17 protein-coding genes are annotated in these 21371 nt (G+C 64.1%); 11 read left to right on the top strand and 6 right to left on the bottom strand.

What is annotated here, in order from left to right:
- The first annotated feature begins 352 nt into the window (after positions 1–352).
- From ltrA to pssA, 3 genes are all read left to right on the top strand, one after another.
- The gene (gene ltrA / locus LY284_RS02640; protein ID WP_014191838.1) at positions 353–2053 is read left to right on the top strand and encodes a group II intron reverse transcriptase/maturase; all 1701 of its coding nucleotides are present in this window, start codon (positions 353–355) and stop codon (positions 2051–2053) included.
- A 117-nt stretch (positions 2054–2170) separates the two neighbouring features.
- Positions 2171–2815 (top strand): phosphatidylserine decarboxylase, encoded by a 645-nt coding sequence (locus LY284_RS02645; RefSeq protein WP_014191837.1) that lies wholly within the window; start codon positions 2171–2173, stop codon positions 2813–2815.
- A 13-nt stretch (positions 2816–2828) separates the two neighbouring features.
- Positions 2829–3695, top strand: a complete 867-nt coding sequence (gene pssA, locus LY284_RS02650) for a CDP-diacylglycerol--serine O-phosphatidyltransferase (RefSeq protein WP_014191836.1) — start codon at positions 2829–2831, stop codon at positions 3693–3695.
- A 71-nt stretch (positions 3696–3766) separates the two neighbouring features.
- On the opposite strand, the gene LY284_RS02655 is transcribed toward pssA, so the two are convergent.
- The 4 genes from LY284_RS02655 to prfB form a co-directional block, all read right to left on the bottom strand.
- Positions 3767–5129, bottom strand: a protein-coding gene (locus LY284_RS02655; protein ID WP_375294226.1) for an IS3 family transposase whose coding sequence is annotated in 2 segments (ribosomal slippage) — positions 3767–4664 and positions 4663–5129 — 1365 coding nt in all. Because the reading frame shifts where the segments join, the coding sequence is not laid out codon by codon here.
- A gap of 93 nt (positions 5130–5222) precedes the next feature.
- On the bottom strand, positions 5223–5975 hold the full coding sequence (locus tag LY284_RS02660; protein WP_014191835.1) for a glycine zipper 2TM domain-containing protein: 753 nt from the start codon (positions 5973–5975) through the stop codon (positions 5223–5225).
- Between the two features lie 273 nt (positions 5976–6248).
- Complete coding sequence (gene lysS / locus LY284_RS02665; RefSeq protein WP_014191834.1) at positions 6249–7775, bottom strand: lysine--tRNA ligase; 1527 nt, start codon at positions 7773–7775, stop codon at positions 6249–6251.
- Between the two features lie 85 nt (positions 7776–7860).
- A protein-coding gene (prfB, locus tag LY284_RS02670; RefSeq protein WP_143281699.1) for a peptide chain release factor 2 occupies positions 7861–8965 on the bottom strand; the annotation gives its coding sequence in 2 pieces (ribosomal slippage) (positions 7861–8883 and positions 8885–8965; 1104 coding nt in all).
- A 150-nt stretch (positions 8966–9115) separates the two neighbouring features.
- Here prfB and LY284_RS02675 point away from each other — a divergent pair.
- The gene (locus LY284_RS02675; protein ID WP_014191832.1) at positions 9116–9397 is read left to right on the top strand and encodes a CopG family ribbon-helix-helix protein; all 282 of its coding nucleotides are present in this window, start codon (positions 9116–9118) and stop codon (positions 9395–9397) included.
- A 36-nt stretch (positions 9398–9433) separates the two neighbouring features.
- Here LY284_RS02675 and recJ read toward each other — a convergent pair whose 3' ends face one another.
- Both recJ and LY284_RS02685 read right to left on the bottom strand, forming a co-directional pair.
- Entirely contained in the window at positions 9434–11137 is a 1704-nt protein-coding gene (gene recJ / locus LY284_RS02680; RefSeq protein ID WP_014191831.1) for a single-stranded-DNA-specific exonuclease RecJ, read from the bottom strand.
- Positions 11138–11150: 13 nt separating this feature from the next.
- Entirely contained in the window at positions 11151–12245 is a 1095-nt protein-coding gene (locus LY284_RS02685; protein WP_014191830.1) for a hypothetical protein, read from the bottom strand.
- A gap of 149 nt (positions 12246–12394) precedes the next feature.
- Between LY284_RS02685 and LY284_RS02690 the strand changes: the two genes are divergently transcribed.
- From LY284_RS02690 to kdsA, 7 genes are all read left to right on the top strand, one after another.
- Positions 12395–13648, top strand: coding sequence for a lipoprotein-releasing ABC transporter permease subunit (locus LY284_RS02690; RefSeq protein WP_014191829.1), 1254 nt, complete (start codon positions 12395–12397; stop codon positions 13646–13648).
- Entirely contained in the window at positions 13641–14354 is a 714-nt protein-coding gene (gene lolD, locus LY284_RS02695; RefSeq protein ID WP_041730514.1) for a lipoprotein-releasing ABC transporter ATP-binding protein LolD, read from the top strand. The genes LY284_RS02690 and lolD overlap by 8 nt, the downstream gene beginning before the upstream one ends.
- Positions 14355–14378: 24 nt before the next feature.
- Positions 14379–15167, top strand: a complete 789-nt coding sequence (locus LY284_RS02700) for a TatD family hydrolase (protein ID WP_014191827.1) — start codon at positions 14379–14381, stop codon at positions 15165–15167.
- A 78-nt stretch (positions 15168–15245) separates the two neighbouring features.
- The gene (locus LY284_RS02705) at positions 15246–17738 is read left to right on the top strand and encodes a ComEC/Rec2 family competence protein (RefSeq protein WP_041731113.1); all 2493 of its coding nucleotides are present in this window, start codon (positions 15246–15248) and stop codon (positions 17736–17738) included.
- A gap of 18 nt (positions 17739–17756) precedes the next feature.
- Positions 17757–18578 (top strand): alpha/beta fold hydrolase, encoded by an 822-nt coding sequence (locus LY284_RS02710; protein WP_014191825.1) that lies wholly within the window; start codon positions 17757–17759, stop codon positions 18576–18578.
- A gap of 163 nt (positions 18579–18741) precedes the next feature.
- Positions 18742–20436, top strand: coding sequence for a CTP synthase (locus LY284_RS02715; RefSeq protein WP_014191824.1), 1695 nt, complete (start codon positions 18742–18744; stop codon positions 20434–20436).
- Entirely contained in the window at positions 20433–21287 is an 855-nt protein-coding gene (gene kdsA, locus LY284_RS02720; RefSeq protein ID WP_014191823.1) for a 3-deoxy-8-phosphooctulonate synthase, read from the top strand. The genes LY284_RS02715 and kdsA overlap by 4 nt, the downstream gene beginning before the upstream one ends.
- Positions 21288–21371: the final 84 nt, after the last annotated feature.

Below are 21371 nucleotides of genomic sequence, written 5' to 3' on the forward strand. Positions count from 1 at the left end.
CGTTGCCAGTGCAGTTGGGCTGGCAGGCGGCCCGCAAGGAACGCTGTTGACGATGCGGGTAGAGGATGACGGAAAAAGCGAATGACGGGCTGTAATGGTCCGGATAGGGATTGAGACATCATCCCACGCGAAAGCGGGCAGACTTCCGTCTGGTCTACCGTCGCAAGATGGCTGACAGACCTTGTGACTTGGTGAGACACGAGCGCTCGCGTTCGTGCGTAGTACATGGATGACATATGGGCGCATGCGCCCGTATTTGTTCAACTGTTGTTCCCCAGCGGGGTGTGTCTATCCCGCTGGGGAAGATGCGCCTTCTGCTGTGGGAATGATCAACCCAAGGTAGGAGAGCAGCATGAAAGTATCTGTCCGGAAGGATGGATCTGCGCTTTCCCACGTGCCTGACAACTGGCACGCCGTAGATTGGCGTCGCGTCGAACGGAACGTGAGAGGGATGCAGATACGAATTGCGAAGGCGACGCGGGAAGGCGACTGGCGCAGGGTGAAAGCCTTGCAACGGATGCTGACCCGCACGTTGTCCGCAAAGCTGTACGCGGTACGACGTGTTACGCAGAATCAAGGTGCGCGAACGGCCGGAGTCGATCGCGAACTGTGGGATTCGCCTGAGAGCCGGTGGGAAGCTATCGGCAGGTTGAAGCGGCGTGGGTACAAGCCTTTGCCATTACGGAGAGTCTTTATCCCCAAGGCCAATGGAAAGGAGCGCCCTTTGGGCATTCCGACCATGCGGGACAGGGCGATGCAAGCCCTGTATCTGCTGGCCTTGGAGCCGGTGTCGGAATCGACGAGTGATCCGAACTCTTATGGGTTCAGACTCAATCGCTCGACAGCCGATGCCATGTCGCAGATATTCGTCGCAATGTCCCAAAAGGGCTCGGCCCGATGGGTGCTGGAAGCGGATATCAAAGGCTGCTTTGACTGGATCAACCACGACTGGTTAGAAAGCCATGTCCCGATGGACAAGGAGATCCTCCGGAAGTGGTTGAAGGCTGGCCTGATTTACAAGGGGCAGCTACAGGCGACCGAGGCCGGTACGCCGCAGGGGGGCATCATCTCCCCGACGCTGGCAAATGTGACGCTGAACGGGCTGGAGCGTGAACTGATTGGGCACCTCGGTGCGACGTTGGGAATCGCGAAAGCCAAGAAGCTGAAAGTGAATGTGGTGCGATACGCGGATGACTTCGTGATCACCGGCGACTCGAAAGAGATTCTGGAAAACGAGGTCAGGCCTTGGGTGGAAGCATTCCTTGCTGTTCGGGGCTTGCAACTGTCCGAGACAAAAACGCGGATCACTCACATTGACGAAGGCTTCGATTTCCTTGGGTGGAATTTCCGGAAGTACTCGGGAAAGCTGCTCATCAAGCCGAGCAAGAAGAACGTGCAGACGTTCTATCGCAAGGTGTCGGAAACGATCAGTGGTAACAAGACGGTGAAGCACGAGGATTTAATCCGATTGCTGAATCCGATGCTACGGGGTTGGGCGCAATATCACAGCCCCGTCGTAGCTAAGCAGGCATACAGCCGCATGGAGTCTCTGATCTTCCGAAGACTTTGGTGGTGGTCAAAACGGCGACATCCAAACAAGGGTGCTGAATGGGTGAGGAAGAAATACTTTCATTCCGATGGCACTCGACACTGGATTTTTGCTGTTCCTGTAGTTCGAGACGATGGCAGTAACGGCTTGACCGAGTTGTACCAGCTTCGCGGTACATCGATCAGGCGGCATCGCAAGATCAAAGGCGACTTCAATCCTTTTGATCTTGGTTGGGAGCAGTATGGCGAACAATTGCGACAGGCGCGCATGGAAGTATCAATGCGTCATCGCAAGCAATGGGTTTCGCTATACCTATCGCAAGGCGGGCTGTGTGCGCACTGCGGCGGTGCTCTGACACGAGAGACCGGTTGGCACGATCATCATCTGGAATACCGGATGCATGGTGGTTCCGACGGCCTCTTCAATCGAGTGCTATTGCATCCCGACTGCCACCGACAAGTGCATGTAGGTAAAATTGCGCTAACTAAGCCGGCCCGGTCATAAAACTGGGCTTTGTACGTAGATTGGAGCCGTATGCGGGGAAACTCGCACGTACGGTTCTTAGGGGGCTCTCCTTCTGCGAAGAAGGGGGGCTACCCTCCTAAAACACAGAACTCGTTCATGAACTATCCTCATCCGATCATTGCCCGCGAAGGCTGGCCGTTCATCGCCATCGCGGCAGTCGTGGCCGTCCTCGTGCAGGCGATGGGCGGTTTTGGCTTCGCCTGGATCTTCTGGCTGATCGTGATTTTCGTCGTCCAGTTCTTCCGCGATCCGCCGCGCCCGATTCCGGCGCAGCCCAACGCGGTGCTGTGTCCCGCCGACGGGCGCATCGTCGCGGTCGAAACCGCGCACGATCCGTACGTGGGCCGCGAGGCGCTCAAGATCAGCGTGTTCATGAACGTGTTCAACGTGCACTCGCAGCGCTCGCCGGTGGACGGCGCGATTACGAAGGTGCAGTACTTTCCGGGCGCGTATCTGAACGCGGCCGTCGATAAAGCGTCTACCGAAAACGAGCGCAACGCCGTGGTGCTGCAGACGGCGGGCGGGCAGACCGTGACGTCCGTGCAGATCGCTGGCCTCATCGCGCGCCGCATTCTCTGCTACGTGCATGTGGGCGAGCCGCTCACGCGCGGTCAGCGCTACGGCTTCATCCGTTTCGGCTCGCGCGTCGACGTGTATCTGCCGGTTGGAAGCCGCCCGCGTGTGTCGATCGGCGAGAAGGTTTCGGCGTCGTCGACGATTCTGGCCGAATTCGCGGAATAACGCGGAGGATTCGATGGCGGCATTCAAACCGCGCCGTAACCGCGTGAACGGCGCATCGCCGCGCGCGTTTCGCCGTAACAAGGCCGCGCAGGACGTGAGCGTCGTCGAGACGCGGCGCGCGAAGCGGCAGCAGTTTCTGAAAAAGCGCGGCATCTATCTGTTGCCGAATGCGTTCACCACGGCCGCGCTCTTCTGCGGCTTTTTCGCCGTCGTTCAAGCGATGAACGTGCGCTTCGAGATCGCGGCGATCGCCATTTTCGTCGCGATGGTACTCGATGGCATGGACGGCCGCGTCGCACGCATGACGCACACGCAGAGCGCATTCGGCGAGCAGTTCGACAGCCTGTCGGACATGGTGTCGTTCGGCGTCGCGCCCGCGCTCGTGATGTACGAATGGGTGCTGAAGGACCTGGGGCGCTGGGGCTGGCTTGCGGCGTTCGTCTACTGCTCGGGCGCGGCGCTGCGGCTCGCGCGCTTCAACACGAACGTCGGCGTGGTGGACAAGCGCTATTTCCAGGGCTTGCCGTCGCCGGCCGCGGCGGCGCTGATCGCGGGCTTCGTGTGGCTCGCGACCGACAACCGCGTGCCGCTCAAGCTCGTGTGGCTGCCGTGGGTCGCGTTCGCGCTGACGATCTACGCCGGCGTGACGATGGTCTCGAACGCGCCGTTCTACAGCGGCAAGGCGCTCGACGTGCGCTATCGCGTGCCGTTCGCGGGCGTGCTGCTGATCGTGGTGGCGTTCGTACTGGTGTCGTCCGATCCGCCGGTCATGCTGTTTTGTCTGTTCGTGCTGTACGGCTTTTCGGGTTACATCTGGTGGGCTTATCTGGCGGTGCGCGGGCGGCCGAATCCGGCGCGAAGTTCGCAGCGGGAGCACTAGCGCTTCCTGCACACCCGAAAAAAAGGCGACAAGCTCAATGAACTGACCCCGCAAAGTTGGACAGTTTTGGGCTAGGCCGCTAAGGGCTGAGTTCTGTACATCACAGGACTCAGCCCTTTCAGCTTCAGCTTGATGCGGTGGTGATTGTAGTAGTGAATGTAGCGTCTGATTCCGGCCTGAAGGGCTTCGATGCTCTCGAAGCGGTTGGGGTAGAAGAACTCCGACTTCAAAGTGCCGAAGAAGCTTTCCATGGTGGCGTTGTCGTGGCAGTTGCCCTTGCGCGACATGCTTTGCGTCAGGGCTCGTTGCGAGAGCAACGCCTGGTAAGCGCCCATCTGATAGTGCCAGCCTTGATCCGAGTGGACCAAGGGGCGATCATCGACTTCCAGCCTTCTGAATGCCTTTTTGATCATGTTGGCGACCATCGCGAATGCCGGACGAGTGGCCGTCTCGTAGGCGATGATCTCGCCGTTATACAGATCCAGCACCGGCGATAGATAAAGCTTTCGCTCGCCCACCCGGAATTCAGTGATATCGGTGACCCACTTCTGGTTCGGCCCCGCGGCATCGAACTGTCTTTGCAGCACGTTCGGCGCAACCCGTCCCACCGTCCCGCGGAAGGCTTGAAACTTCTTCGGGCGCACCAGCGACTTCAGTTTCATGAGGTGCATCAACCGCTGGACGGTCTTGTGATTCACAACCGTGCCCAAATGCCGGACTGCGTGAGTAATGCGTCGATAGCCATAACGCCCTTTGTGCTGCTCGAACACAGAACGAATACGCGCCTTGAGCTGCGCGTGTTTGTCCGCCTTGCGTGAAGCCTTGCATTGGTAGTAGAACGTGCTGCGCGCCAGGCCGGCCACTTTCAGCAGGCCGTCGAGCGCAAACTCATGCCTCAACCCGGCCACTACTTGCGCTTTTTGCGCTGCGCTGTAGGGCTTTCCGAGCGGATCAAGGCATCGAGTTTTTTAGGTACGCATTCTCCATGCGCAGATAGTTCAGCTCCTTCAGGAGCTCTTCCTTCGTGCGGGCCTCGTCGGGTTTGGACGAAACAGCTGGCGCAGATGACTTGGGTTGCTTCACGGAGCGTCCTCGGGGGCGCGGCTCAAGGGCCTGCATACCTCCCGAATCATACCGGCGCTTCCAGACATTAATCGCGCTCGGATTGCGGATATCGAAGATCGCGGCCGTCTCTCGGCACGACAGAGCCTTGGTGTGCATGAACTGCAGCACCTTCAGTTTGAATGGGCCGTCGTAGAAACTGTACTTCTTCTTAAACGCCGCCTCGCCATGCGCCCGCCACGCCGCCACCCATTTATGCACCGTGCCACGGCCCACGCCATGTTGACGCCCCACCTCTCCGAAACCGCCGCGCTCGCCTGATAAATAGTCTTGAACGACTCTGCGCTTGAGTCGTGCGCTGTACTTGCTCATGAAAAAACACCCCAAATCGTTGAACGGGTGTCCAACTTTTGGGGTGCAGTTCACAACGGCTCGTCGCCTTTTTTGTGGCCGGTCGTCCGTCGCTTAGCCGGAGACCAGCGTGCCGTTCGAGATATGCACGCGCTCGCCTTGCTGGAACGGCGGCGGGTTCTTGTACGTGAAAGTGCGCGTCTTGCCGTTTTCCATCCGCACGCGCACCGAATAGTCGGTTTCGCTGCGAATATGTTTTTCGACGGAATTTCCCGCGAGACCGCCGCCGAGCGCGCCGAGCAGGGTCATCGCGGTACGGCCGCCGCCGCTGCCGAACTGATTGCCGACGACACCGCCCGCGACAGCGCCGCCCACCGCGCCGATACCCGTTCCGTGACCTTCACGCTTGACGGCGGAAATCGCTTCGACGGTGCCGCAGGTCGAGCAGTACGCGCGATGTTGCGGCGGTTGCTGCGCATACGATGGCTGCGCGGGCTGCGGTTGCGCCGGAGCCTGTTGCGCTTGCTGCTGGGCCGCGGCCTGTTGCGCTGCTTGTTGCTGCGCTGCTTGTTGCTGTGCAGCCTGCTGTTGCTCCGCCTGCTGTTGAGCCGCCTGCTGCTGCGCCGGCGTCGGCGCGGCGGGGCTCGCCACGGGCTGCTGCGCGACCGGCGCGGCCTGCGTTTGCGCGTTCTGCGCGGCGTTGCTCGACGCCTTCGGGAACAACCCCGTCATCGCGGCCGTGGCCACGAGGCTCGCGACGATGACCGCGCCCGCCGCCGTGGCGATGAGCGGATGCAGGCGCCGCTGCTGCGGCTGGCCGCCGCCCGAAGCAGGCGAAGTGTCGAATTTGCTGGTTCCGTTATCCATTGTCGAACCTCCGTGTCGAGGCGAACTGCCGCTACCCATGTCGGCCGTTACGACCCATTCTGGGGGAGACCCGGATTTTTCGCTTTTTCGGGTTGTAACAATTTCGAGGACATGGCGTGTCTGGGCTGAAGCAGAATCGGTGCCAGGGTGCATCGGCACGGCGCGTCGCGGTGGGCGGCATCAGCCGGCCGTGCAGCTTTTACCAGCCGTTACAACACAGACGAAAAAAAGCGCGCCCCGAAGGACGCGCTTTCTAAGCAGCCGAAGCCGAAATCAGTCTTCCCGGCGCAGATGCGGGAACAGAATCACGTCGCGGATACTCGGGCTGTCGGTCAGCAACATCACGAGACGGTCGATGCCGATGCCGCAACCGCCCGTCGGCGGCATGCCGTATTCGAGCGCACGAATGTAGTCGGCGTCGAAATACATCGCTTCTTCGTCGCCGGCGTCTTTCTGGTCGACCTGTTTCTGGAAGCGCGCCGCCTGATCTTCCGGATCGTTCAATTCCGAGAAGCCGTTGGCGATCTCGCGGCCCGTGATGAACAGCTCGAAACGCTCCGTGATGCCCGGCACCGAATCCGATGCGCGCGCGAGCGGCGACACTTCGATCGGGTAATCGACGATATACGTCGGCTCCCACAACTGCGATTCCGCCGTCTCTTCGAACAGCGCAAGCTGGAGCGAACCGAGACCGGCGTTGAGGAACGCCGGCTGCGTCGTATCGACGCCGAATTTCTTCAGTTCCGTGCGCAGGAAGGCGGCGTCGGAAAGCTGCGCGTCGGTGTATTGCGGCGCGAACTTCTGAATCGCCTGATTGATCGTCAGACGATGGAACGGCCTGGACAGATCGAGCTCGCGCCCCTGATACGTGATGGTCGCGGTGCCGAGCGCGTCGATCGCGGCCTGGCGGATCAGCGATTCGGTGAAGTCCATCAGCCACTGATAATCCGTGTACGCGGCGTAGAACTCCATCATCGTGAATTCCGGATTGTGACGCGGCGACACGCCTTCGTTCCGGAAGTTACGGTTGATCTCGAACACGCGCTCGAAGCCGCCGACGACCAGGCGCTTCAGATACAGCTCCGGCGCGATGCGCAGGAACATCTGCATGTCGAGCGCGTTGTGATGCGTGGTGAAAGGCTTCGCCGCCGCGCCGCCGGGAATCGGATGCAGCATCGGCGTTTCGACTTCCATGAAGTCCGATTTCGCCATGAAATTGCGGATCGACGTGACGGCCTTGGTGCGCGCCATGAAAGTCTTGCGCGATTCCGGCGTGACGATCAGATCGACATAGCGCTGGCGATAGCGCGTTTCCTGATCGGCCAGGCCGTGGAACTTGTCCGGCAGCGGGCGCAGCGCCTTCGAAAGCAGCCGCAATTCCGTGCAGCGCACCGACAGTTCGCCCTTGTTCGTGCGAAAGAGCACGCCTTTCGCCGCGATGATGTCGCCCAAGTCCCACTTCTTGAACGCGTCATAGGTCTCCGCGCCGACATCCGCGGGCGTGACGAAGAACTGGATCTGGCCGCTGCCGTCCTGAACCGTTGCGAAGCTCGCCTTGCCCATCACGCGCTTGAGCATCATCCGGCCGGCGATCGCGACGGGCAGGGGGTTCGCTTCGAGCGCGTCCTTGTCGGTCTCGGCGTACTCGCTCTGGAGCGTGGCGGCCTGATGCGTCGGGCGGAAGTCGTTCGGATAGGCGACGCCTTGCTCGCGCAGCGCGCGCAGTTTGTCGCGGCGCTCGGCGATGATCTGGTTCTCTTCCAGTTCGGGAGCGGCGCCCGGTTGAGTCGGTTCGGTCATGATGATTCTTGGCTTGTGAGACGGAGAGTGCGCGGCGGGGTGAAACGAATGCGGCGCGGCCGAAAGGCCACGCCGCTGCGGGAGATCAGACGCCCTGTTTCAGACTCGCGCTGATGAAGTCGTCGAGGTCGCCGTCGAGCACGGCGCGCGTGTTGCTCATTTCCACGTTGGTGCGCAGATCCTTCACGCGGCTCTGATCGAGCACGTAAGAGCGGATCTGATGGCCCCAGCCCACGTCGGTCTTGCTCGATTCGAGCTTGTCCTGTTCGGCCTGGCGCTTGCGCATCTCGAACTCGTAGAGACGCGCCTTGAGCATCTGCATGGCTTCCGCGCGGTTGCGGTGCTGCGAGCGGTCGTTCTGGCACTGCACGACGATGCCGGTCGGCGCGTGCGTCAGACGCACGGCGGAGTCGGTCTTGTTGATGTGCTGGCCGCCCGCGCCCGAAGCGCGATACGTGTCCGTGCGGATATCGGCGGGATTGATCTCGATTTCGATCGAATCGTCGATTTCCGGATACACGAACACCGACGAGAACGACGTATGGCGCCCGCCCGACGAATCGAACGGCGACTTGCGCACGAGCCGGTGAATGCCGGTTTCGGTGCGCAGATAGCCATAGGCATATTCGCCTTCGACCTTGATGGTCGCGCTCTTGATGCCGGCGACGTCGCCTTCGGACTCTTCCAGCACTTCGGTCTTGAAGCCCTTGCGTTCGCAGTAGCGCAAGTACTGGCGCAGCAGCATGGACGCCCAGTCGCACGCCTCCGTGCCGCCCGCGCCCGCCTGAATGTCGATGAAGCAGCTATTCGGGTCGGCCGGGTTCGAGAACATCCGGCGGAATTCCATGTCTTCGACGCGCAGACGCAATGCATCGGCGTCGGATTCGCTGGCGACGAGCGTGTCTTCGTCGTCTTCCTCGCGCGCCATCTCGAACAGCTCGTTCGCGTCGCGCAGGTCGTTGTCGAGCGCGGTGAGCGCGCTTACGACGCCGTCGAGCAGCTTCTTTTCACGACCGAGCGCCTGCGCGTTCTTCGAGTCGTTCCAGACGTTCGGGTCTTCGAGTTCCTTGTTGACTTCGACTAGACGCGCCGACTTGGCATCGTAGTCAAAGATACCCCCGTAGCTCGCCCGCGCGGCGGCGCAGGTCGGCCAGAAGGCTTTCGATCGCGTTGAGACGTTCCGCTTCCATTGTCGATCTTCGGCTTCGTAAAAAGATGAAATTATAGCTGAACGGCAGAGTATTCCCGACCGGCGCGGTGGGGCACACTGAGCACCGGGTGTCGTTCGCGTCATGACAATGTATATACTTCGTCATGACAAAACGGCGAAGAGAAACGTCATGGCGAAGGAAGCGGTTTTTTCGATGAAGCTGGAGCCCGAGTTGCGCGCGGAATTCATGGCGGCGGCTGAAGCGTCGCATCGGCCTGCATCGCAGATCTTGCGCGAGTTGATGCGCGAATTCATCACGCGGCAACGTGAGGCGGGCGAATACGACGCGTATCTGCGCGCCAAGGTGGAAGCCGGGCGGGAATCGATGCGGGCGGGCCGCGGCCAGTCCAATGACGAAGTCGAAGCGCAGTTCGCCCGAAGGCGCGCGCACGCAGCGAACAGGGAGGAATGAAAGTTCTATGGACGCCGATGCTGGCTTAGCTGGCTGTTAGGCCGCGTGCTCCACGATCAACTGCACCCGCGCCACTCCATTCCACGAATCGCTGACCAGCCGGTACGCCACCGTCGCGCGCGGCGGCAGCGGATCGACGTGATTGAACCAGATCGCGTTGAAGCGCTGGCGTCCGCGCAGGAGCGACAGTTTCAGATGCTTGTCCTTCACGAGCGCCTGTGACGCGACTTCGAATTCGCCCGAGAACGTGGGCGCGGGAAAGCCCTGGCCCCACACCGCAGCGTCGAGCATCTCGACGAATTGCGGCGTGAAGTACGCGTCTTCGAGTTCGCCGTCGGTTTCGACGGTGCGCGCGAGCGTTTCCGCCGTCAGCCACTCGCGGCCGACGGTCTCGAACGCCTGCGTGAAGCGCGCAATGTCGGCGGTGGCGAGCGTCAGGCCCGCGGCCATCGCGTGACCGCCGAACTTGTGGATGAGGCCGGGTTCGCGCTTGCTGATGAGATCGACCGCGTCGCGCAGATGAAAGCCGGGAATCGAGCGGCCCGAGCCCTTGCACAGCACGCCGCTTTCGTCGGCGTGCGCGAAAGTGAACGACGGCCGATGAAACCGCTCCTTCAGCCGCCCCGCGACGATGCCGATCACGCCCTGATGCCAGCTCGCGTCGTACAGCGTGAGCGTCGCGCGCTCGCCGCAATCGAAAGTCTGCAGTTCGGCGAGCGCCTGCTGCTGCATGCCGGCCTCGATCTCGCGGCGTTCGCGGTTCATGCCGTCGAGCTGTTGCGCGAGTTCCCAGGCGCGGCCGACGTCGTCGGTGGTCAGGCATTCGATGCCGAGCGACATGTCCGACAGACGTCCCGCCGCGTTCAGGCGCGGACCGAGCGCGAAGCCGAGATCGAAGCCCGATGCCGTGCGCGCATCGCGGCCGGCGGCGCGAAAGAGCGCCGCGATGCCCGGCTGCATGCGCCCGGAGCGAATGCGCTTCAACCCTTGCGCGACGAGAATGCGGTTGTTGCAATCGAGCTTGACGACGTCGGCGACCGTGCCGAGCGCGACGAGATCGAGCAGTCCGTCGAGGCGCGGTTCCGGCGTGCCGTCGACATACGCGCCGCGGCGCCGCAATTCCGCGCGCAACGCGAGCAGCACATAGAACATCACGCCCACGCCCGCGATGCACTTGCTCGGAAATTCGCAGCCCGGCTGGTTCGGATTGACGATCGCGCGCGCGGCGGGCAATTCGTCGCCGGGAAGGTGGTGATCGGTGACGAGCACGTCGATGCCGAGCGCGTTCGCCGTGGCGACGCCCTCGACGCTCGCGATGCCGTTATCGACCGTGACGAGCAGATCGGGCGCGCCGCGCGGCGAACGCGCAGCCAGTTCGACGATTTCCGGCGTCAGGCCGTAGCCGTATTCGAAGCGGTTCGGCACCAGATAATCGACGCTCGCGCCGAACATGCGCAAGCCGCGCACGGCGACGGCGCAGGCGGTCGCGCCGTCGCAGTCGTAATCGGCGACCACGACCATGCGCTTGCCTGCGGCGAGCGCCTCGGCGAGCACGACGGCGGCGGCGTCGCAGCCTTTCAGCGCGGCGGGCGCATGCAGGCGCTTGAACTCGGTTTCGACTTCGTCGGGCGTAGTCACGCCGCGCGCCGCGTACAGGCGCGCGATGACGGGATGCAGACCGTGGCGCATCAGCGCTTCGGCGTCGGCGGGAGAGGGCGCGCGGGTGACGATTCGCGTCATGCTGGGAGCAACCTTATTCGATGAAGAGTGCGGCGATCGGCCGGCGCCGCCAGAACTTGCGCAAGTCCGCGCGCGTGACGGAAAGCGTGACCGAGCCGCTGTCGCCGCACAGCGTGAGGCTCAGGCGGCCGAGCGCGCCATCGGTCAGCGCTTGCAGCGCGGGCGCGAACCACGCGGTTTCGAGCGACTTCAGCGACGCGTTCCAGCGCGCCCAGTCCTGCTCGATGAACGGCGCGGAAAACGGATTCAGCTCGACGAGCGTGCTGCCCTCGGTCAGTCCGCCCGCGAGCGCCGCGAACGATTCGGGCGGCGCGCCGGGTTTGATGCCCGCCGCGATCGCGAGCCCGCGCGTCGCGGCGGCGTCGGACATGACGTGCGCAAAGGGGCTCGTGACGGGCCGCAGCAGCCCTTGTCCGTGCAGCCAGATCGAGTTGATCGCGGGCAGTCCGCGCGATTCGCGCTCGAGATTCAGCGGATGCTCGAACCACGCCATCTGCACTTCGTTCTGCAGCTTCATCCACGCGCGCGAGCGCTCGCCGGTGCGGGCTTCGTGCGGCAGCCAGATTTCGATGTTGCGGCCCGTCGCGCGCAACGGCGACGCGCCCGCGAGCGCGCCGAGCGCTTCGCCCGACACGTACCAGCGCAGCGGCGTCGGCGCCTGCAGGTGCACGCCGAGTTCTTCGATCACGGGCCGCGCGGTGTGCAGCAGCGCGCGCGCTTCTTCGGTATGCACGCCGAGCGTGTCGGGGTCGATCAGCACCAGATGATCGTGCGCAATGCGCACGTGCACCGGCTCGATGCAGGCCCACAGCGCATCGCCGGGCGTGCCGCCGTCGGCGAGCAGCATGTAGGGGGCGAGCGGGGCGTCGTCGGCATAACGCCGGTCGGTGGACGTGACGGCGTCGAAGCGGCGCGCGATCCAGCGTTCGTGCGGCAGCGTGCGCTGAAAATCCTCGCCGATGACGCGCTCTTCCAGCGTGGCGCGGGCAAGCAGCTTGTCGAGCGCCGCGCTCTCCAGTCCGTGCAGGGCGGTGGCGGCGTCCGCGGCCGAGGGCAGCGCGAACGGCAGCAGGAGATGGAGGTGGTGAACGGGCATGATGCTCGGCATTGTAGGGCAAAGCGCTCAGCCGCTGCGTCTGTGGAAAAGCCGCGCGCTTTCACGAACGCTGCCGTCCCATCCGCGTCACATATGGCAAACTTTCGCAAATTTGCGCCATCGGGGCGCAATAACGCTGGGCAGCAGCAGAAAGGAATCGCTTGAAACTTCCGTACGAATGGCAGATAGGCTGGCGCTATACGCGCGCCAGCAAACGCACCACGGGCAACGGCTTCATCTCGTTCATCGCGCTCGTGTCGATGGCGGGCATCGCGCTCGGCGTCGCCGCGCTGATCGTCGTGCTGTCGGTCATGAACGGCTTCCAGAAGGAAGTGCGCGACCGGATGCTCTCGGTGCTCGCGCACGTCGAAATCTTCTCGCCGACCGGCTCCATGCCCAACTGGCAACTGACCGCGCAGGAAGCGCGCAAGAATCCCGAAGTGATCGGCGCGGCGCCCTATGTCGAAGCGCAGGCGCTGCTCACGCGCCAGGGCGCGGTGAGCGGGGTCGCGCTGCGCGGCGTGGAACCGACGCTTGAACCGCAAGTGTCGGACATCGCGAAGGAAATGCGCGCGGGCAAGCTCACGGATCTGAAGCCGGGCGAATTCGGCATCGTGCTCGGCAAGGATCTCGCGGCCAATCTCGGCGTGATGGACGGCGACAAGATCACGCTCGTCGCGCCCGAAGGCACCATCACGCCCGCCGGGATGATGCCGCGCCTGAAGCAGTTCACGGTGGTCGGCATCTTCGAGTCGGGCCACTACGAATACGATTCGACGCTCGCGCTCATCGAAATCCGCGACGCGCAAGCGCTCTTTCGCCTGCCCGCGCCGACCGGCGTGCGTCTGCGCCTGAAAGACATGCAGCGCGCGCCCGAAGTCGCGCGCCAGCTCGCGCGCACGCTGTCGGGCGATCTTTACATCCGCGACTGGACGCAGCAGAACAAGACCTGGTTCTCCGCGGTGCAGATCGAAAAGCGCATGATGTTCATCATCCTCACGCTGATCATCGCGGTGGCGGCGTTCAATCTGGTGTCGTCGCTGGTGATGACCGTCACCGACAAGCAGGCCGATATCGCCATCCTGCGCACGCTCGGCGCGCAGCCCGGCTCGATCATGAAGATTTTCGTGGTGCAGGGCGTGACGATCGGCTTCATCGGCACGGCGTTGGGCGTCACGCTCGGCTGTCTGATCGCGTGGAGCATTCCGTGGCTCGTGCCGATGATCGAGCATCTCTTCAACGTGCAGTTCCTGCCGTCTTCGGTGTATTTCATCAGCGAGCTGCCCTCCGAGCTCGTGCCGGGCGATGTCGCCAAGATCGGCGTCATCGCGTTTGTGTTGTCGTCGCTCGCGACGCTCTATCCGAGCTGGCGCGGCGCGAAGGTTCGTCCGGCGGAGGCGCTGCGCTATGAGTGACATGATTCCCGCAACCAATATCGTTTTGCAGGCCTCCGCGATCTCGAAGACGTTCGTGCAGGGCGGCTTCAACGTGCAGGTGCTCGACAACGCGCAGCTCGACGTGATGAAGGGCGAGAAGCTCGCGATCGTCGGCGCGTCGGGTTCGGGCAAGAGCACGCTACTGCATGTGCTCGGCGGTCTCGACGAGCCGAGTGCCGGCCGCGTCTCGCTGCTCGGCAAGCCGTTCACCGAACTGAAGGAAAAGGAGCGCAACGAACTGCGCAACCGCGCGCTTGGCTTCGTGTACCAGTTCCATCATCTGTTGCCGGAATTCACGGCGCTCGACAATGTCGCGATGCCGCTGCGCATCCGCCGCATGGCGGAGGACGATGCGCGCAAGGAAGCCCAGACCATGCTGGAGCGCGTGGGCATCGGGCACCGCGCGAAGCATCGGCCGGGCGCGCTCTCGGGCGGCGAGCGTCAGCGTGTGGCGATTGCGCGCGCGCTCGTCACGCGTCCGGCATGCGTGCTCGCCGACGAACCGACCGGCAATCTCGACGGCGGCACGGCGGACACTGTCTTCAACCTGATGCTGGAGCTGTCACAGACGCTTGAGACGAGCTTCGTGATCGTCACGCACGATCAGGATCTCGCCGCGCGCTGCGACCGCATCATGCGCCTGCGCGACGGCGTACTGCACGAAGAGCCGTCGGTGCCGGTCTAAGGCGTTCTGTTCGCGGGAGGCGTCATGTGGATCGATACGCACTGTCATCTCGATGCCGGCGAGTTCGACGCCGACCGCGACGCCGTCGCCGATGCGGCGCGCGCTGCGGGCGTCGCGCGCATCGTGATTCCGGGCGTCGATCGCGGCAATTTCGGCACGGTGCGCAAGCTCGCGCATCGCATCGAGGGCGGCGCGTATGCGCTCGGCATCCATCCACTTTTCACGCCGGGCGCGCACGAAGACGATCTGCGCATCTTGCGCGATGAAATCGAGGCGAGTCTCGACGATCCGCTGTTCGTCGGCATCGGCGAGATCGGGCTGGATTATTTCGTGCCGACGCTCGACGACGCGCGCCAGCAGTTCTTCTACGACGCGCAACTGAAGCTCGCTCGCGAATTCGATCTGCCGGTGATCTGCCATGTGCGCAAATCGCAGGACAAGGTGCTGAAGGGCCTGCGCGTGCACGGCATTCATCGCGGTATCGCGCATGCGTTCAACGGCAGCTTTCAGCAGGCCGAGGCGTTCATCGCGCAGGGCATGCATCTGGGCTTCGGCGGCAATCTCACCTTCGAGCGCGCGCGGCAGATCCGGCGGCTCGCGGCCGAACTTCCGCTCGGCTCGATCGTGCTCGAAACCGATGCGCCCGATATCGCGCCGTCCTGGCGCTACAAGCAGCGCAATTCGCCCGATCAGGTCGCGGCGATCGCGAAAGTGCTCGCGCAACTGCGCGGCATCGACGAAAACGCGCTTTCCCTAGGCACAACGGCTAACGCTCACGCCGCGCTCCCACGGCTTGCGCTTGCCTCGTCATAATCGTTTCGATCGACGCTGAATTGCGCCGGAGCGCTTCCGGCGCGCATGCGTTCGCGGTCACGAAACGGCGAGGGAGAAGTGCGGGCGATACTGCTGGGTTTTGCGTTGGGTGTGTGGGGGTTGCAGCAGCAGGCTCGCTTGCCGGATGGCGTTGCATGGTTCGCATGCTGCGCGGTGTTTTCCATCGCGCTGGCATTGAGTGCGATGAAGCCGCGCGTGCGCACCGCGAGCCTGGCGATCGCGGCCTGCGCGGCCGGTTTCGCGTATGCCGCCGCGCGCGCCGACGTCGCGCTGCGCGAGCACTTGCCCGTCGAATACGAGCAACGCGATATCGAACTCACGGGATTCGTGCGCGGGCTGGCCGAGCAACAGACCGACGGCACGCGCTTTCTCTTCGAAGTCGAGGCGAATGGCGCGCGTTTGCATGACTTCCCGCGCATCGTGCGATTGACGTGGATGGAAGCGGACCGCACGAAGCTCCCGGCCGGGTCGCGATGGACGCTCGTCGCGCGCCTGAAACGCGCGCACGCCAACGCGAATTTCGGCCTGCGCGACGGCGAAGCGACGCTGCTCGAACGCGGCATCCGCGCGACGGGTTCCGTGTCGGCGGCGCGCGCGCCGCGGCGCTTGCCTGCCGATGCCAGCGGTCCGCGCCTGGCGATCGACCGGCTGCGCGCCCGCGCGCGCGAACGCATCGAAAACGTGCTTGGGGACGCGCCGCATCGCGGGATCGTCGTCGCGCTCGCGGTGGGCGCGCAGGACGCCGTCAGCGACGCCGACTGGTCGCTCATGCGCGCGACCGGCACGAGCCATCTCGTCGCCATCTCGGGCCTGCATATCGGCTTCGTCGCGGGGCTGGCCGCGTTCGTCGCGGGCTTCGTGTGGAAGCGCGCGCGATGGCGAGGCGCGAGCGCGCCGCTCTTCGTGGCCGCGCCAAAGGTGGCGGCGGCGGGCGCGGCCCTGTTCGCGGCGTTCTACGCGGCGCTCGCCGGATTCAACGTGCCCGCGCAGCGCACGCTTTGCATGCTGCTGATCGTCGGGGCCGCGTTTCTGTGCGGACGGCGGCCCGCATCGTCGCTCGTGCTGCTGTGGGCGCTCGCGTGCGTGTTGCTCGCCGATCCGTGGGCGGTGACGTCGCCGGGATTCTGGCTGTCGTTCGGCGCGGTGGCCGCGATCCTGCATGCGATCGCGGCGGCGGGGCGGGTCGAATCGCAAGCGCCGGCGCAGGACCGCGATGACATCGATCAGTGGGATCGCGTCGATCCGAGCGAGGTCGGGCAGCGTCCGCAGCGTCCGGAGCCGTCACGCAAGCGCAAGCCGTTCGCGTTCGTCGCGCGATTGGGGCGGCGCGCGCGGGCTCACGCCGCGTCGAGCGTGCGCGTGCAATATGCGGTGACGATCGCGCTCGCGCCGCTCACCGTCTACTGGTTCTCGCAAATTCCGCTGCTGGGCCCGCTCGCAAACGCCTTCGCGATTCCGTGGATCAGCGTGCTCGTCACGCCGGCCACGCTCGCGGGCCTGCTGCTTCCCGCGCCGCTCGACGCGCCGATGCTGCACGCCGCGCATGCCGCGCTTTCCGTGCTGATCGATGTGCTTGCGCGCCTTGCCGATTCCCTGCCGGCGCCGCTGTGGATGCTGCCGCGGCCGGATGCGTTCGCACTCGTGGCGGCGTGCGTCGGCGTCGCGTGGGCGCTCGCGCCGCGCGGCTGGCCGCTGCGCTTCGCCGCGCCGCTGACGTGGCTGCCCTTGCTCGCGCCCGCGTCGCATCCCGCGCCCGAAGGCGCGTTTCGCGTAACCGCGCTCGATATCGGGCAAGGCTCGGCGCTCGTCGTTCAAACCGCGCGGCACGCCTTGCTTTTCGATGCCGGTCCCGGCCCCGAATCGACGCATGCGGGTGAGCGCATCACCGTGCCGTATCTGCAGGCGGCGGGCGTGCGCACCCTGGATGCGCTCGTCATCAGCCATTCCGATTCGGATCACGCGGGCGGCGCGCCGGCCGTGCTGCAATCGATCGGCGTGCGTCAACTGCTCGCGTCGCTGCCCGCGACAAACGCACTCTGGCCGGGCGCACGCGCGCGCGGCGCCGATACGCTGCGCTGCGTGGCGGGGCAGCGCTGGACCTGGGACGGCGTCGAGTTTCGCGTGTTGTGGCCCGAGCCGGGGCCGCTCGCCGGCACGCCGAATCATCAGTCGTGCGTGCTGAAGGCGACGAGCGCGGCGGGGCGCGCGGCGCTCTTCGCGGCCGATATCGAAGCGGACGTCGAACGCATGCTGATCGCGCGCGAGGCAGGCGCGTTGCACGCCGATGTGCTGATCGTGCCGCACCACGGCAGCCGCACTTCGTCCACCGAGCCTTTCCTCGATTCCGTCGGGCCGCTCGCGGCGATATTTCAGGTAGGCTATCGCAACCGTTTTCACCATCCGCATCCGACCGTGTTCGCGCGCTACGGGCTGCGCGGCATCGCGCTGTCGCGCAGCGACGACGACGGCGCCGCGCGCATCGACATCGGTTCGGACATCGTGCTCGAACGCTATCGGGACACGCACGCGCGCTACTGGATGAAGCACTAGAAAAAACCAAGGAGCCGCTTGAAGGACATCATCCATTTCTCGCACGCGAACGGTTTTCCGGCGTCGACATATCGCACGATGTTCGCGGAGCTCTCCGACGATTACGATATTCGCAGCATCGAGCGCATCGGGCATGACGCGCGTTTTCCAGTCACGCGCGACTGGCCGTATCTCGTCGATCAGCTCATCGACGACATGGGCCGCTACCGCCGCGAGGCCGACGGCGATCATCCGAAAGTGTGGCTCGTCGGGCATTCGCTCGGCGGCTATCTCTCGATGATGGCGGCGTTGAAGCGCCCGCAATGGGTGAAGGGCGTCGTGATGCTCGATTCTCCGGTGATCGCGGGCTGGAAAAGCGGTCTTCTGCGCGTGACGCAATGGACCGGGCTGGACGAGCGTCTTTCGCCCGCTGCCGCGACCAAGAAACGCCGCACGCGCTGGGCGAGCCGCGACGAGGCCTGGCGGCATTTCCTCGCGAAGCCCGCGTTCGCGCGCTGGGACGAGCGCATGCTGTCCGATTACGTCGATTTCGGCATTCCGCAGACTCAGGCGAATGGCGCGCGTGCGCTCGCGTTCGACCGGCACGTCGAATATCTGATTTATCGCACGCTGCCGCACACGCTCGGCGCGCGGCTCGCGCACGGTGCGCCGGTGCCGGTCGGTTTCGTCGCGGGGACGCGCTCGCGCGAGGTGCGCCAGGTGGGACTCGGCATGACGCGGCGCATCGCCGGGGATTATTTCGAATGGATGGAGGGCAGCCATCTTTTTCCGATGGAACGCCCGATCGACACCGCGCGCGCCGTGCAGCGCCTGCTGGAGGCAATGCGCGTTTCGGCGTGACGCAGCCGGGTAAATCGACGCGCGGGACTTGACGAACCGCCGGCGGCGCGTTCCGCAAAAATGACGCCGAAATGCGCGGTTTTGTAGTCAATTCCGGTCACGCTCGCGCTTCGTGGGAACCTGCCTTTACGGTATAATCCGTTTTTCCCGCGAGCATCTAGCGATGACCAAATATGTATTCGTCACCGGCGGCGTAGTTTCGTCCCTTGGCAAGGGTATTGCCGCCGCCTCCCTCGCCGCGATCCTCGAATCGCGCGGTCTCAAAGTCACTCTCCTCAAGCTCGATCCCTACATCAACGTCGATCCCGGCACGATGAGCCCGTTTCAGCACGGGGAAGTGTTCGTGACGGAAGACGGCGCGGAGACCGACCTCGACCTCGGCCATTACGAGCGCTTCATCAGTACGAAGATGCGCAAGGCCAATAACTTCACCACCGGCCAGATCTACGAATCGGTGATCCGCAAGGAACGCCGCGGCGAGTATCTCGGCAAGACGGTGCAGGTCATTCCGCACATCACCAACGAAATCCAGGCTTTCGTGGAGCGCGGCGCCGCAGCGGCGACGTGCGGCCAGCCGGACGTGGCGATCGTCGAAGTCGGCGGCACGGTGGGCGACATCGAATCGCTGCCGTTCCTCGAAGCCGCGCGTCAGATGAGCCTGCGCATGGGCCGCAACAGCGCGTGCTTCGTGCACCTGACGCTGGTGCCGTTCATCGCGACCGCGGGCGAACTCAAGACCAAGCCCACGCAGCACAGCGTGCAGAAGCTGCGCGAAATCGGTATCTATCCGAATGTGCTCTTGTGCCGCGCCGACCGCCCGATTCCCGACGACGAGCGCTCGAAGATCTCGATGTTCTCGAACGTGCCGGAAGACGCCGTGATCTCGGTGTGGGACGCGGACAGCATCTACAAGATTCCGCAGATGCTCAACGACCAGCATCTCGACGACATCATCTGCGAAGAGCTGAAGCTCGCGCCGCCGCCCGCCGATCTCTCGATGTGGTCTGACCTCGTGCAAAAGCTCGAGAACCCGAAGAGCGAAGTGACCATCGGCATGGTCGGCAAGTATGTCGAGCTCACGGAGTCGTACAAGTCGCTCATCGAAGCGCTGCGTCATGCGGCCATTCATACGTCGACGAAGGTCAACATCGAGTACATCGATTCCGAGCAGATCGACGCCGAAGGCACCGATGCGCTGAAGCATCTCGACGCCGTGCTCGTGCCGGGCGGTTTCGGCCGTCGCGGCACGGAAGGCAAGATCAAGGCGATCCGCTATGCGCGCGAATCGAAGACGCCGTATCTCGGCATCTGCCTCGGCATGCAGCTCGCGGTGATCGAATTCGCACGCGACGTCGCCGGCCTCGCCGATGCGAATTCCACCGAGTTCGATCAGGACACGAACAATCCGGTCGTCGCGCTCATCACCGAGTGGTACGACCGCGCGGGCCGCATCGAAAAGCGCAGCGAAGAGTCGGATCTCGGCGGCACGATGCGTCTCGGCTCGCAGAAGTGCCCGATCAAGCCCGGCACGATGGCCGAGCGCATTTACGGCAGCGATGTGAACGAGCGTCATCGTCACCGTTATGAAGTCAATAACCGTTTCGTGCCCCAGCTCGAGGCGGGCGGGCTTATCATCAGCGCCCGTACCCCGAGCGAGGATTTGCCCGAAATGATGGAGTTGCCGCAGTCGCTGCACCCGTGGTTCGTCGGCGTGCAGTTCCACCCCGAGTTCACCTCGACGCCGCGCGACGGGCATCCGCTCTTCAAGGCGTTCGTCGAAGCGGCGCGCGCGCATGCCGAAGGCGCGGGCGCGAAGACGCCGGTGCGCGCTACGGCCACCGCGGGAGCGCAAGCATGAAGCTGTGTCACTTCGAAGCCGGTCTGGACAAGCCGTTCTTCCTGATCGCGGGCACGTGCGTCGTCGAGTCGGAGCAAATGACCATCGACGTCGCCGGGCGGCTGAAGGAAATCACGCAGAAGCTCGGCGTGCCCTTCATCTACAAGTCGTCGTTCGACAAGGCGAACCGCAGCTCCGGCAAGTCGTTTCGCGGCCCCGGCATGGACGAAGGCCTGCGCATTCTCGGTGAAGTGAAGAAGCAGCTTGGCGTGCCCGTTCTCACGGACGTGCACACGGAAGAGGAAATCGAAGCGGTCGCGTCGGTCGTCGACGTGCTGCAAACGCCCGCGTTCCTGTGCCGTCAGACCGACTTCATCCACGCGTGCGCGCGCTCGGGCAAGCCGGTGAACATCAAGAAGGGCCAGTTTCTCGCGCCGCACGACATGAAAAACGTGATCGACAAGGCGCGCGACGCCGCGCGAGAAGCGGGTCTCTCGGAAGACCGCTTCATGGCATGCGAGCGCGGCGTGTCGTTCGGTTATAACAATCTCGTGTCCGACATGCGCTCGCTCGCGATCATGCGCGAAACCAACGCGCCGGTCGTGTTCGATGCAACCCATTCGGTACAGTTGCCGGGCGGGCAGGGCACGAGCTCGGGCGGCCAGCGCGAATTCGTGCCGGTGCTCGCGCGCGCGGCGGTCGCAACCGGTGTGGCCGGTCTCTTCATGGAGACGCATCCGGACCCGGCGTGCGCGAAGTCGGACGGCCCGAACGCGGTGCCGCTGCATCATATGGAAGCGCTGCTCAATACGCTCATCACGATCGATCGCGCCGTGAAAAGCGGCGCGTTTCTCGAGAACGATTTCAACTGAGCATCGGCAGCAACAGGTAGTGCAACGCGGGCGTCACCATCGGCGCCCGTGTCGCGAGGGGTCACATGGACCGACAACGCCGGT

This window comes from Caballeronia sp. PC1, assembly GCF_021353155.1.
In the GTDB taxonomy this organism is placed as follows: Bacteria; Pseudomonadota; Gammaproteobacteria; order Burkholderiales; family Burkholderiaceae; genus Caballeronia; species Caballeronia cordobensis.